Source organism: Algoriphagus ornithinivorans (genome assembly GCF_900115305.1).
Classification (GTDB): domain Bacteria; phylum Bacteroidota; class Bacteroidia; order Cytophagales; family Cyclobacteriaceae; genus Algoriphagus; species Algoriphagus ornithinivorans.
Genome location: NZ_FOVW01000009.1, coordinates 1 through 14,078, shown reverse-complemented (window position 1 = coordinate 14,078; position 14,078 = coordinate 1). Strand labels below are relative to the sequence as shown.

Sequence of the window (14,078 nt, the reverse complement as noted above, 5' to 3'; positions counted from 1 at the left end):
ACGTATACTGATTTTATCAATTAGATTCATTGATTTTTAGTAATAATTCATCAACCATTTTCTCTTGATATCTATTAAACTTGGGGCGATTGTTCCAGAGATCAAACACATATTGTCTAAATTCTCCTCTAGGTTTCTTTTTTATACTTCCAACAGAAAAAAGTCTCTGCTCAACTTCATCACCATTTTGAGCACCTATTATAGGAGCTAGATAATCAATTATCGAACAGAATAATTCATAGTTCTTACCAGTATTGAATTTTGTTGGCCCCTGAGAGGTATGTCTGATAATATTTTTACCTGTTAATAGAAGAATAGGCTTTGTAGTCCATTGGTCCATGATGTACATATTCGGCTCAGGTGAAAAAAAATACAATAGTTTAGTGAAATAAGCTGGACCTAAACCAGGAACTTCATTTTTTCCTGAAAAAAGATTGTAAGCTTCAAAACGAGAAGATCTCCCCTTTCTAAGATTATATAACTTGTCTTTAATTATTTCTTTATTATTCCATGCACGATTTACCACACTTTTTCCACCTGGCCCTTTTCCTTGTCCTCCCCAAGCCATAGCATGTAAATAGCCAATTAATGGGTCTGTATTTATATCTAAACAAATTTTTCTGACGGATTCCCTATCGAGTATATTGTCTGACAAACTGAATTCATGTTTTAACCCCATTTCCATAGACCATGATGACGGGGCTTCTCCTATAACTCCCTGAGGCTTAAAATTTATTTCCTTTAATTTCCTTAAAATTGACTCTTCAAATAATGACATCTCGAATATTTTTTTCTATAAAAACTAAATCAATCTTTAGAGGATTCCAAATTTCTTTTAGCAGGAACTTTTTTATTAAGGACTTTTTTAAGTGTTTTCAATCAGATAAATATAAGATGCAAAATATTGTTAGAACACTATTCATTTGATCACTTTAAACTCACATAGATTTGCACATTTTCTTCTTTACATTTTAATCCTGCATTTGAGAAAGGTCCATGAGTAAAACCATTAAAAAATCTTATATGAAAAGCCTCTATTCCTTAGCGGAAGGTTATATAGATGTGACTTTGTTCTTTTCACAACTTAAGTACAATTCCTGAAGGCATTCTTAAACGGTTTAACAACTCAATAGTTTCTAATCAAAAAAGATAATCCTCAGCCTCATTTTCCCAATCAATCTGGTCAACAACACTTTGAATCATTAGTTGAATAGACTTTCCCTCCATTGACTTTTCAAACCGATGGATTATCAATTCTGAGCCATCAGAAAGGGGATCTTTAGCGGTTGCGAAAGAGGAAATCCAAGCAAAATATGAAAATAAGGGTAATATTTCTTTCAAGTCTTCCTCTCGGGGAACAGTTGAATATATTTTCCTCTTTCCCCACACCTTAAATTCTCGAATCTCATCAATAATAATTTGATTGGTCTCTTTCCCTGGAGTTCCTTCCAACAATCCGGCATAAGTAAAGCTTAGATGAAAACTTTCAAGATTCGCATACTTCCCGTTATTTAGTTTGACTTTGATAGGATGAGGATCAAAAGGTTCAGGAAATGACAAAGATTCAAAATTCATGATTTTTCAATTTCATTAAAACTACAAAATTAATTTTGATAATTTCAAATTCTGTCAGCCTCCAAAACATCAAAATTTCTTGAAAAATAAACCCGAAAAAATTTTGAGCTACTCATAGCAATTAGCAAAATGATTCTGCTTTTTTTAAACAAACTGAATCAAATCCACAGGCTATGAGAAAAAATGACAATTTTCGGAAAATTGAGAAACTTACTGAGGTTCGATATGAATTGTTAAAACTGTTCCCCTGGACAGGAAGCCTTTCTTTCGAAATCACTCAAAGACTTCAAGCTTGGTTCTGCTCTCCGGAAAATCAGAAAAGGCCAGTGATCATTAACCTTTGGGGACCAAGCGGGGTGGGTAAAACTTCTTTCATCAAAGAATTAGTCCGAGAGATTAATTTAAGTAACCTGTTAGTTGAATGTAGTGCCAGAAAAAGTGGTAGCATCACCGACTTCTTGTCTAAACTCAAGACCCTTTCCACTATCAATGATCAGGTCAATGGCATTTTTATCATCGATGACATTCAATACTTATTTCAAGAGAAGCCAATTCAGGTATTTGAAATCCCTTCCAGCAATAGTCCTATTTGGCAACTTTTGAGTGAAGGGAAAATGGAGATGGATCCCTTGGAATATGAATTGCATCGGGTCAAAGAGGTTTATATGGATTTTATAAATTGGTTTAATGATGGCATTAAAATCGAAAAAGGTCTGGTATCTACTGAATGTATCGACTTCTATGAAGAACGAGATATTCCTCTTAACATGAATACTGGTGCCATCAAACGATCTGATTTAATTAACACCCAACCTCCTCAATTCATTTTCTCCAAAAGAGAAGCGAAGATTTTATACGAATCCAAGTTGCATGATTTTACTACCTATACTGATTTTATATCTCATATACGAACCATGGATGAGGGACAAATCAAGCTATTTTTAGATGAAATGCTGAGAAGATCTATTTCTCCAGTGCATGTGGATTTCTCTCAGTCTGTATTTTTTGTGATCGGAACTTTAGATGAAGCCTATTCCAAATCCCACGAATCCTTAGGGCTTTCTCCAGAACAGTTTTTCCAAGAGGCCATGCAGGTAGACAGTAGGAAAATTAAAAAATTGCTCCTGCCCCACCTCAGCCTCAATCAGCTTTCTCATCTTGGCGCTCATCATTTAATATTCCCCTGCTTAAGTGCAGACGCCTACTTTCAATTTATTAAGAACCATTTACATCTTACCTCTCAAAAATTTAAAGAGGAAACAGGGATACTTTTGACCTTTGAAGAAAATATTCAGGAAAAAATATTTAACGATGGAGTTATTCCAGCTTTGGGCCTTAGACCATTAATCCATACAATGGATCACTTGATTGGAGACTTCTTGCCGTCACTTCATATGGCTGCAGGTATGCATCATTCAATAGAACAGATTACCGTTCGAAGAAAAGAGAATGGTTACGAGTGTTTCATGGAAAAGCCCAATAGAAACCCCTTCAAATTCTTCTTTCCTTTACCTTCTTCCAAGTGATAAACCATTATCAAAAATATCCAAGTGACTTACAAAACTCTGCCCATTCAAAAAAACTCTGTTCTACTTGACCTCATAAATCACCAGTGTACAATCCATAGATGATTTGTATCCTGAATAAGATACCGGGAAGGATCTTTTGAATTCCGGTTTGAGTCCAAACGGATTTTGAACCTCTAAAATTCTTGGATCGACTTTACCTAGAAAGGAATCTACCAAAGCAACGAAAAAACGATGATAGGTGATATTTTCATCGTTTTTTAATCTTTGGAGCTTTTGGATATCACCTAAATAACTACTCCACTTATCTGCTACTTTAAATTCAAACACCACATATTCTGATTTTGGATTTAATTCAAAAGCTAAATCACTGGGCCCTCCATTTCCAAAGTTTCTTTCTCTAAGCCAATTAATTTTTTCATCACCAAAAAGAGCTTTTCTATTTCGAAATAATGCTTTACCGATTTCAAATACAATGTGCAATTCCGGGGCGAAAAACACCCCGGATTTATTTAAGTCGTATAATTCATTTTCAATATCCTGAACGACCTCAAAGATCCTCTCATAAAGCTCCTCCCTATTTATAACCAATTCTTCTTTGCCCATACCTATTTCAATTTAATTAGCTGATAAGTCCAAATTGGGCTTTATCTTTTCATAAGTACTTCTATTTTCTTCCACCTTCCTCAAAAGAGATTCTCTGTATCCAATCCTTTCTTTAGATATAGCATTGTTAATTTCCTCTGTTCCATATTGCTGAACCAATTTTTTCACCTCCTCAGGAGTCAAAGAAGGCTTATCACAAAGTATTGCAGCCATTTCCATCAAAAGGCGCTTTTCTCTTTGAAGGATTATAACAGTTTGCTGTTGAGCATTTTTCAAAAATTCTTTTACACGGTCTTCTATAGCTTCTATAGAATGAATACCATGACAAAAATCCTCTTTTGAAATTGCAAACAGGATTAATTCACTACCAAATCCATATCTTTTAATACAAATCATAGCAAGTTCCGTAGCACTTTCTATATCATGGGAAGATCCATCTGTTACTTTGTCTATACCAAATACAAGGCGCTCCGCTTCAAAACCACCGAAAAGCACTGCCATCCTATTTTTTAACATTTCAGGGCTTAAAACATACTCAGAATCAAAATTCAGTAAGCCCTCTACTCCTGATTCAGAACTGACTGAAAGTAATTGATTTGGGATTTTCCCCGTCAAATCCATCAGAACAATAGCATGCCCAGATTCATGCACAGCAGTAATTGCTTGCTGGTCGTCGTTTTTTGAGGATTTTAGAGGAATAGTCTTCTCCGTAGCAGTATATTCTTTCTCCTCTACTTTTTCATCATTTTCATAAAAGCTTGCTACCAATTTCGAATTGAAATAATCAACCCCAATCCTATTGATTGACTTCCCGCAATTTTTTGCATCAAAAAACAAACTGGACATCTTGTCTTCAACAGCATAGCGAATAGTAGATTTAAGTGGCCGAACACCTTGAGTTGGAACTACTCCTTCATCAAACAACCATTGATTTACTGATTCAGCAAATTCAACCTGAATCCCTACTTTGTCTAATATCCAACACTTTATTTTACGCAGCTCTTCAGCTATGATCTTTTTATAAGCATTCGAATCCAAAGAAGGATAAATAATATGATTATTGCCAAGCCTTGCTATCTGCTCAGATCTAAACCTATAGGATAAAGCCCTTTTAATATCAGAAAGATTAATCTTTTTTGATCTCTGATAGAAAAGGTCCGGAGAAAGGTCTGAGGACTGACTTTTAGCATCCAAAAATGCCTCATCTAAGTTGCCCACCACAAATATCAAAGCATTACTCAAATCAATGACAGGAATTCCAAATATGTCTTCAAGCCCAGTATTTTGAAATAGTTCAACCTGGCCACTGTCTAAAATCTGCCATACCGTTCTACTTTCAGGCATTGACAGTTCTTGCCCCTCGTCTCCAAGACTTTTCATCATCTGAAATTCATCAAAAAGGAGAATTGATGGTTTCATATTTCCTTTTCCGGTTTCCATCAAATTGGACAAAATAATTTTCAATGAGCCTATCCCTTTTGGTCCCAATTCACCACAATCAAATGAATAAAATCTTTCCTCTAAGCCTAATAATTCAGGCAAACTTTTAATCAAATCAGATTTCCCAACGCCTGTCATTCCCCATAGATTGATAATTACAGGCCTTACCTGAAAATCAGGAAAAAAATACCAAGACTTTAATCCATCTATTACTTGGTCTATCATCAGATCTATTCCAAAAAATCTGGTTTTCAGCTCAGCTCTTGCACTTTCAAGTCTTTCATGTTTAGCGAGTAAGATGTCATTTTGCATAGGTGGTTCCATTTAATTGAACCTCAAAATAAAGTGACTTAGCGCCAAATCTTGTCGTTAGAAAAATTTTTGATATTTTGTTTTACTTTTTTTGGCAAGTATATAATGATATGAAACAACATGAGGTAACAGAGAGGCTTTCAACCATCATTGAACTTTCAAATTTAGGTCCCTTTTATTGGGAGAAAGCTCAAGAAAAAATGTTTCAACTGTTTGAAAGGAAAGATATTCAGGGCTCTTATTCAAAGAGAACTTTTCAGAGAGATTTGAAAATTATCAGAGATACCTATGGTATAGATATTCGATGTAACAAAAGGACTGATCTCTATGAAAAAAATATAGAAGAGTCTTCGTCCATCAAAAAGAATATGCTTGGCATTTTTAACATGGTCAATGCCTTTCAATTTTCAAGTGAACTTGAGGGAATTGTCTTTTTTGATGATAGAAAAGCTGAAGGAACCGAGCATCTGTCCAAACTGGTAAAAGCAATTAAGGGCAACTCCATCATCAGATTTAAACATCACAAAGGATGGAAAAAAACAGATCAATTTCGGGAAGTAAAGCCTTTGGCTTTGAAGGAAATCAAATACTCTTGGTACCTCATAGGGCTCAACGAAAAAGATGAACTTCGAAATTTTGGATTAGATAGGATCTTCGAACTGGAATTTGCAGGAAGGAAATTTACAAGACCTGATGATTTGAATCTGAAAAGTTATTATGATAACGTCTTTGGTATCCTGAACGATAAAAATTTACCTGTTGAAACTATACACCTGTCCTTTACCATTGAACAGGGCAACTATATCAAGTCGATGCCAATTCACCCAAGTCAGGAAATAATTGAAGAAGATGAAGAGAACCTACTCATAGGCCTAAAGCTTAAAATCAATCATGAGTTAATCTCAGAGATTTTGTCTTATGGGAACCAGGTAAAAGTGATCAAGCCTGAATCTCTTAAAAAAAGAATAGTTGAAATTTCAAATAATATAGTAAAAACCAATAAATTAAATCCTTTAAAAACTTGAAAAACATGAGTTACGAAGAAATCAAATCACGATTAAAGGAGGAGTTAATCAATAACAATTTAACCTCACTTACTCTAAAGACATTGGGAGGAAAAAGTGAAGTATCATTTTCAATTTCAGAGAATGGAGAAAATATTGAGATTACCACCACATCAGGAAAGAGTAGTTATCCCATAAATGAGAATATATTCAACGCCGTTCGAGAAAGATATGATTTCCTTCCTACAACTGAGAAATTCATATCTGGACAATACAACACTGAAAAATGGCCAGATACACCCAATCACATACTTGCTCCCTACATTCCTGTCTTAATCAGACATTATCAAGTTTAACGCATGCCCTTTAGTTAGTTTGGGAACTCTAAGAGTTCCCAAACAGCTACAGCAACATTAGGGTTGTTAGTCTTTTGAATATGACTAAAAATAAACCCTAATTTTTCCTTGTGCTCTTCCATGGTATTGACATAACCCCATGCAGCACTTTTCCCTTTCTTTCCGATTTTTTCCAAAATCACCCTATCTACCGGACAAATGGGTGGCGTATCAATCATTCCCATACACCACAAGTGTTTCAGAAAAACTGACAAGCTTTTTTGTGCATGAGAAATCCTAAAGCCAGGATTATAGCCATATTTAGGATGTACATCATTTCTGAAATACTCAGAAAAATTTCTATTCATATAATCTCTCAACTCCAATACCTGTGCATGAAAGGTTTCAATATCGGCACCATTTTGATATTCCTTCGAAAGCTCTACCAGCTTCTCTATCCAAGCCTTTCTTACAGCTTTTCTTTCAGTCATAGAGACAGAAGGTGCATAAAGAGAGTTATGCTGAACAGAGGCATTCAATGCTCTTGAAAGCGCTCTTTCAACAGACTTTTCATTATTGTACTTTTTTACAAACTCAACTTTCGCTATTTCAATTTGATTTTTCATGAATGTTAAATTTATTTTTGAAATGAATATTTTCTTTTAAAGAACCTGTAGCATTTTTACAGCCCACTTATCAGCTACTTGATATGCCTCTTCAATATTGCGAGCATTCATATATTGCTTCACCTTGCTTATAGAAAGTGACATTTGAATGAACATATCAGTATGCTCCAAAACAGCTTCATTCGCCTGGGAAACAGCATAATCACCTTCTGTTTCCCATGGCCTGATACTGACAAACTTTAATCTCTCCGGTTCATTTAGTGTCCGGAAGAAATTTCCTATGGCTCGATAAATTCCTGTACCACTTCCATGACCCAAAGCTGCAAAGCAGATGATATCACCCCTCAATGTTTTCAATACTTCTTTTAAAATTTCAGGCATTTTTCTCCTCGCTATTAAGGATGAGAAATGCTTATATTCTTTGAAATAGATAAACTCCGTATTTTGAGGATAAATCCCTTCAAATAAATCATTGACTACAATACAGGAATCAAATGATAATTCATTCCTGTAACTTGAAAGAAAGGCATCTGCATATCTTCCACAAACGATCAAATGTCTCTCCCTTTTTTCCACTTTGTCATTGAATTCTGAGACAAAAATATGGGGCTTGGCGTCAAAACTTGTCGTTGAAAAAAATATTGCAATTTAGATTTATTTTAAAATTCAAAAAGAATGATGATGATGCTTTTACTTCTGTCTTAGAAACCCTAAAGTCAAACAGCTCCAGATAAAAATCTTAAAATCAAGCGGAGATTCCAGAGAAAGCAGACCACTATAAATGAAAAAAGCTAGACTTTCGTCTGGCTTTTTGAATGCAGAGGAGGAGGGATTGCTCATACCCGCATGGCATGCCGCACTTCCCCTCGCGAATCTCCTTTCAGTCGATTTCAAACCCAAGGGTTCTCATCCCTCCACACCATTTTCCGATTATGAAGAAACAAAAAAACCAGTCCATTTTCTTGAACTGGTTTTCTTTTGCAGAGGAGGAGGGATTCGAACCCCCGGTACCTCGCGGTACAACGGTTTTCAAGACCGCCGCAATCGACCACTCTGCCACTCCTCTATATTCCCCACAATTCTTATTGTTTGGGATTGCAAAAGTAAGATGAAACTCAACTTTTGCAAAGCCCAAACATAGTTTTTATTCTAAACGACTGATTTTTAAGACATATATTTTTTTTCTGATTATCCGCAATCATGCCAGTTGCCTTATTTTCCTTGCTTGGCTGGTTGGAAGACCGATGACCGAAGACCGAAGCTTCCGGATTCTGATCCTTTTAGCAGACAATAAGCCGTGTTTTTGTCAATACTGGTAAGAAAACGGGTATCCATATTTTTTATTCCAAATAACCAAACTTCCCAGCCTCAAAATCTCGGAAAGCCTGCATCAATTCCGACCTTGTATTCATCACAAAAGGGCCATGGGCAGCAATAGGCTCTGCCAAGGGTTTCCCACTCAATAGCAAAACCAATGAGTCTTCAATTGCCTGTACCTCAATTACACCTTCCTCATTTTTCATCAGGGCTAATTGATTTTGTTCCAACACCTCTTGACCATTTAACTTGACTTTCCCCTCCAACACCAAAAAGGAAGTATTGAAGTTTTCCGGTAACCCTAACTCTAATTTCCCCTCGGATTTCATCCTAATATTATACAGATAAATCGGAGAGAAAGTATGAGCAACTCCTCGCTCTTCCTCAAACTTTCCGGCAATGACCTCCACTTCTACCCTACCTTCATCCTTGCTTACTTTTGGGATGCTATCATTCTTGATTGCCTGATATCCCGGATTGGTCATTTTATGTTCTGAGGGTAGGTTTACCCACAATTGAACCATCTGAAACAGACCTCCTTTTTTACTGAATTCTTCTTCGTGGTATTCTTTATGCAACACACCACTCCCCGCAGTCATCCATTGCACATCTCCTTCACCGATTATTCCACCACCCCCACTGCTATCATGATGCGCTATTCTTCCTTTATAAGCAATCGTCACCGTCTCAAAACCCCTATGAGGATGTACTCCCACACCTTTCGGACGGACTGAAGGAGCAAAATGATGAGGAGAGTTATAATCCAGCATGATAAATGGATCCATTCTCTGCATACTCAAACCCTCTTGACTGGGGATGAAATTATGAACCCTAAATCCATCTCCTACAAAATGGGGAGTAGTGGGCTGGGTAATTAATTCTACAGATCTGGTTTTCATGGTATTCCTTTCTTTTTTATACAAAAATAGCCCAGGCAAGCAATCCGGAAATTGATCTAAAATAAGTAATTACCTAAGTTATTCGTGGCTCACTTCTCTTCGAATTCTGCTCAATGTCTCCGGAGTCATTCCTAAATAAGAAGCGATCATACTTTGCGGAACTCTTCCATACAAGTCCGGATATTGCTTCACAAACTGTAGATATTTATCTCTGGAGTTTAGGCTTAACAGATGTTTGATCCGATTTTGAAGATGACGAATATGATTGTGTAGCATCTTGGTATTCAAATCGAAAAAATCCGTGTTTTTCATAGATAGCTCCTGAATAAATTTTTCATCCAAAAAATATACTTTGCTACTCTCTACTGCCTGTATATAAAATTCGGATGGCTCCTGAAAATAGGTACTAGCCCTATCAGCTAAAATCCAGTTTTCTGATGCAAAAAGCACAATGCTTTCCTTTCCCTCTTCGCTCAGAACAAATTGCCTCAATACGCCCTTTTTTACAAAAAAGGCATGTGTACAATGCTCACCTGCTTTGAGAAGAAACTCATTCTTAGGGATAACTTTTGAATTACAATTGGAAAATATTTCTTCCAAAAAATTCTGACTTTGAGTTATTTTCTGAATTTCAAAAAGTGATTTGTTCATGACGCACTTAGGCTGGAAAACTGAAAGTATAAAATCTAAGAGAGAAAAAGCCCAATTCGGCTATAAATCTGGCTTTTTTACTCATTTAAAATGGAAAGGTCAATAAGGAATGCTGGCTTACGGTATTGAAATCCCTCCAAACCCTATTCAGTTCGGAATCACTTTTTGCAGCTTCCAAGCCTGCCAAGGGATAAATACTTGCATTACAGGTTCTAGCAACTTGAACCAATGCTCTACTCATTTTGGAAACCTCTTGTAAAGTATTGTCCTTGATTGCTCCATTTCTTTCCAATTCAGACCAGGATTTCTCCACTGCCCCATAAAGAGCAACCTTTACCTTTCCTAATTGGACAGCCGTATCCTCAAAAAGCTGATTGGCATAAGCCAACTGGTTTTCTGAAAAATGCTTCTTCTCAATTCTTTTCCAAAAGGACTCCCTGATCAACTCTTGTAAATGCAGGCTGATCCCTAAAATGTTGACAGCCAGAGTCGCTTCGGCCAACTGAAGAAATGGATATTGAAAAATGGGATCAGGTAAGCTCGCTGATTCAGGCAAAATTTGAAACTCCCTTTGAAATGGGACATCTATATTTTCACAATTGAAAGCATAACTTCCGGTAGCAATCATTCCCATATAATGCCAAGAGTCCAAAATTCTAACTTCCTCTTTCTTCAAAATAAAAGCATAGATCAATGGCTCTCCGTTTGAGTTCATTACCTGCTCTCCATTGTCCCATATTTCACAATTGGCAGTCAAGTGAGAAGCATGCAAAGCTCCTGATGCATAAGTCCAATGACCGGAAACGCGGTATCCTTTTTCGGTTTTAACCGCTCTCCCGCCTACATGTCCACTTCCTGCGAAACATAATTGTGTGTTTGGAAAAGTTTCTTCAATCAGTTTTTGATCTAAAAAGCCTACAAACCAAAGTGCGCCAGCACATAAGGTTACTGTCCAACCCAAGCTCCCGTCCAGTTTTGCCAATTTCTCCTCCACCATCAGTCCTTGGGAAAGGGTCAAACCCAAACCGCCAAGTCTTTTGGGCACGAATAATTGGAACAATTTTTCTCTTTCAATTTCAGCTATCCACTCGGGCAGCAATCTTCCCAGTTTTTCAGCTTGGGCAGCCGATGTGCTATCAAAAAGTTTAGAGTTCATTGGAATCTTTTCGAGTTATCTGTCAAAGGTATTAGTTATTGGGGGAATGGAAAATTGAGTGACTGGGGAATTGAGTAACTGAGTAATTGATTAAAACCTGTTATTGTTCAGAGTTCATTGTTCACCGTTCGAACCCGCACGATGTGCATTGGATAAAAACAGAGTTTTCTTTGGATTTCTTAAATCCAATAAAAATCCCCCTCTACTTTCCAGATGGTTGAATATTCAAGCCAAAAGTAAGCAAAGGGGGATTGAGCTATGATTTACCGAAACTCTATTAGAATCCTTGTCCAACTGCCATAGCTGTTGGATTGAAATTCAAGTCTGACACTTTTGTGGCTGCTCCGGTCATCAAGTTAATTCTGTAAACGGCAGATGCGTTTCCAACTCTTAATACGGCATAGGCCAAATTACTTGTTCCTCCGATATCAAAGCCATTATCCGCATCAAAATCAACTCCCAAAGGCCCAACATCCACCAAAACCCCATCATTTGGAGGGCTTTGCTTTAGTAATCTATTGGATTGACTATCAATGACAAATAGTTCTGTTGAAGTGGTACCAGCAAAAGTATTGGTATAGGCAGCACCGGTCACAAATGGAGAGCCAGGATTCAATGACCCATCTACTGCTACTACTGTACCTAAACTTGGATGTAGTCTCAAATTTTGACCTGTCTCTGTTACCAATCTGATTCTATCTACAGTTGGATTGAAATCAAATCCCACGAAATTCCCAGCAACTGCAGGGCTTAGAGCTTGTCCGATTGGGCTTAAAGCCGCATTCGAAGGGTTTACCGAGTAAAGTCTACTTCTATTTGAAATAGCTAATAACTGCCCATTGATTGGTCTATAATCCAATCCTACTATAGTTTCACCCATGGCCAAACCAGTAAATGGAGCCATAGTCTGGTTGCTAGGGTTTAATGGATTGAATCTGTAGAAAGTTGCACCTACTGCTGCGTATGCTATAGGATCTGTTTTGAATGAAATGCTGATTACTGGATCGGTAAATACCCCAACCCAATTGGCTCTTCCTGAAGATAAATCAATGGTGTATAGTCTGCTTTGGTTTAAATATCTTGTAACTGCAAGCGCCAAAGAATTGTCAGGTAAAATATCCATATCACCCTCTCCCTCGAAATCCACCTGTAGGTTTCCAACCTCGACCAGGCCGCCATCATTCGGTGGAACTTGCTGATAAAGTTTATCCTGCTCGAAATCTATATCATATAAAATAGTAGAAGATGCTCCAGAAAAGCTATTGGTATAGGCTACCGCCCCAATTCTTGGCCTGAAACCTCCATTGATATTTCCGTCTGTAGCCACTACTGTTCCTAGTTCTGGATGTAGTCTCAGGTTTTGACCAGATTCTGTAACCAATCTGATACGGTCAACTGTCGGATTGAAATCCAATGAGGGATTTGCACCTTGAAAAGCTGGACTAAAAGAAGCTTGTCCTAAAGCAGTTGCAACTCCGCTGTTTTCATTGATATGGTACAATCTGCTGGCAGAACTCAAACCGTATAATTGTCCGGTAGCTGGTCTGTAATCTATGGAAACAATCTGCTCTCCAGAACCCAGATTACTCAAGTTCAGTGTTTTCGCAGCATTGGACAGATTTCCTCCTTCAAAGTAAAGAATCCTTCCATCGGAAGTCAGTGCTGTGAAGTTTACTTCCGGTGTAGCATCAGCTGCTTCAAATCTAGGAACCATGGGATCTTCTTCGCATCCTGTAAATATGGCTAGAGCAGAAAAAATTCCAGGAAGCATCGCTCGTTTTAAGAAATTATTCATATGAGTAGTTGTTGTTAAATAATTCGGATATACGAAGAGATTTTTTTCTATGGATTGACTATCGAAGAAAATATTGTAGAATTTTTAGGTGAATTGAGTAACTGCGGAAATGAGTAATTGTGTATTTGATTAATTGAAAAAATTGAATGTTCATGGATTGCCATTCAATACTGCCTAAAAATTTTAGAAGCTTATTGAGTAATTGTGGAATCGGGTAATTGAGTAAAAAATCAAGAACTGTTCACCGTTCAAATCCTTCAAAAGGTGTAATGAGGATAAAATCTTCTCTTCCGCTCGTAATTATCTTATCAACTCGGCTCTAGCATCTCGTCTCTCGCTTCTCGCTTCATGACCTTGCCTGATTTTGGTTGTCACAATTCTGTCTTGTGGATTGTTAATTTATTTACATTTTGAGGTACTCTTTTTCTTGGTTGTTCAGGATTTCTGGGCTTCAATTTCAAGGTATATGCTATTGAAGGTTGAGTTTGCAACATTGATTTATATTGGAGGGGAGAAAGTCCATTGAGTACTTTCTTTCTTCTTTTCTTGTTGTGGTCAGCGACTGCTTTTTTCTGACATTTTCTCAATTCTTCAAGTTTCTTTGGCTTCCAGTAATTCAAGTATCCACTATTTATCAGATCGTTTGTTTTCTCTGCATAGGGGTTCTCGTAAGAATACATGCACATACTTTGAAGAATTCCGTGTCGATTACACAACTTCTTGTATACCTCGCTCTCATACTGCTTGCCTCCATCGCTATGATGAATCATCCCTTTGAGTTTTACTCCATTGCCCACGGCTCTGCTGATTGCTTTTCGCATCACTGCTCTATAATT

13 protein-coding genes, 1 tRNA gene and 1 pseudogene are annotated in these 14,078 nt (G+C 37.1%); 3 read left to right on the top strand and 12 right to left on the bottom strand.

The window, feature by feature from the left end; genetic code table 11:
• Nucleotides 1–16: 16 nt before the first annotated feature.
• Nucleotides 17–778 carry an 8-oxoguanine DNA glycosylase OGG fold protein gene (locus tag BM073_RS14275; protein ID WP_091655011.1) on the bottom strand — a complete coding sequence of 254 codons (762 nt, stop codon included), beginning with the start codon at nt 776–778 and terminating at the stop codon, nt 17–19.
• Between the two features lie 362 nt (nt 779–1,140).
• On the bottom strand, nt 1,141–1,575 hold the full coding sequence (locus tag BM073_RS14270; protein WP_091655010.1) for a hypothetical protein: 435 nt from the start codon (nt 1,573–1,575) through the stop codon (nt 1,141–1,143).
• A gap of 173 nt (nt 1,576–1,748) precedes the next feature.
• Here BM073_RS14270 and BM073_RS14265 point away from each other — a divergent pair, with 173 nt between their 5' ends.
• Nucleotides 1,749–3,101, top strand: coding sequence for an AAA family ATPase (locus BM073_RS14265; protein WP_091655009.1), 1,353 nt, complete (start codon nt 1,749–1,751; stop codon nt 3,099–3,101).
• Between the two features lie 63 nt (nt 3,102–3,164).
• Here BM073_RS14265 and BM073_RS14260 read toward each other — a convergent pair whose 3' ends face one another.
• Both BM073_RS14260 and BM073_RS14255 read right to left on the bottom strand, forming a co-directional pair.
• Nucleotides 3,165–3,707, bottom strand: a complete 543-nt coding sequence (locus BM073_RS14260; protein ID WP_091655008.1) for a hypothetical protein — start codon at nt 3,705–3,707, stop codon at nt 3,165–3,167.
• Between the two features lie 12 nt (nt 3,708–3,719).
• Nucleotides 3,720–5,459 (bottom strand): ClpB D2-like domain containing protein, encoded by a 1,740-nt coding sequence (locus BM073_RS14255; RefSeq protein WP_175557923.1) that lies wholly within the window; start codon nt 5,457–5,459, stop codon nt 3,720–3,722.
• Between the two features lie 110 nt (nt 5,460–5,569).
• Here BM073_RS14255 and BM073_RS14250 point away from each other — a divergent pair, with 110 nt between their 5' ends.
• Entirely contained in the window at nt 5,570–6,484 is a 915-nt protein-coding gene (locus BM073_RS14250; protein ID WP_091655006.1) for a helix-turn-helix transcriptional regulator, read from the top strand.
• 5 nt (nt 6,485–6,489) lie between these two features.
• On the top strand, nt 6,490–6,819 hold the full coding sequence (locus tag BM073_RS14245) for a hypothetical protein (RefSeq protein WP_091655005.1): 330 nt from the start codon (nt 6,490–6,492) through the stop codon (nt 6,817–6,819).
• A gap of 14 nt (nt 6,820–6,833) precedes the next feature.
• On the opposite strand, the gene BM073_RS14240 is transcribed toward BM073_RS14245, so the two are convergent.
• The 8 genes and pseudogenes from BM073_RS14240 to BM073_RS18140 all read right to left on the bottom strand — a co-directional run.
• Entirely contained in the window at nt 6,834–7,424 is a 591-nt protein-coding gene (locus BM073_RS14240) for a hypothetical protein (RefSeq protein WP_091655004.1), read from the bottom strand.
• Between the two features lie 36 nt (nt 7,425–7,460).
• Nucleotides 7,461–8,000, bottom strand: coding sequence for a hypothetical protein (locus tag BM073_RS14235; RefSeq protein ID WP_091655003.1), 540 nt, complete (start codon nt 7,998–8,000; stop codon nt 7,461–7,463).
• A gap of 405 nt (nt 8,001–8,405) precedes the next feature.
• Nucleotides 8,406–8,490: transfer RNA gene (locus tag BM073_RS14230), tRNA-Ser, on the bottom strand.
• A gap of 274 nt (nt 8,491–8,764) precedes the next feature.
• The gene (locus BM073_RS14225; protein ID WP_091655113.1) at nt 8,765–9,640 is read right to left on the bottom strand and encodes a pirin family protein; all 876 of its coding nucleotides are present in this window, start codon (nt 9,638–9,640) and stop codon (nt 8,765–8,767) included.
• 78 nt (nt 9,641–9,718) lie between these two features.
• Nucleotides 9,719–10,291 carry a Crp/Fnr family transcriptional regulator gene (locus BM073_RS14220; protein ID WP_091655002.1) on the bottom strand — a complete coding sequence of 191 codons (573 nt, stop codon included), beginning with the start codon at nt 10,289–10,291 and terminating at the stop codon, nt 9,719–9,721.
• A gap of 85 nt (nt 10,292–10,376) precedes the next feature.
• A complete protein-coding gene (locus BM073_RS14215) occupies nt 10,377–11,447 on the bottom strand; it encodes an acyl-CoA dehydrogenase family protein (RefSeq protein WP_091655001.1) in 1,071 nt (356 codons plus the stop codon).
• Between the two features lie 277 nt (nt 11,448–11,724).
• Entirely contained in the window at nt 11,725–13,242 is a 1,518-nt protein-coding gene (locus BM073_RS14210; protein ID WP_091655000.1) for a DUF4394 domain-containing protein, read from the bottom strand.
• Nucleotides 13,243–13,613: 371 nt separating this feature from the next.
• A pseudogene (locus tag BM073_RS18140) lies at nt 13,614–14,078 on the bottom strand (hypothetical protein); the annotation flags it as partial.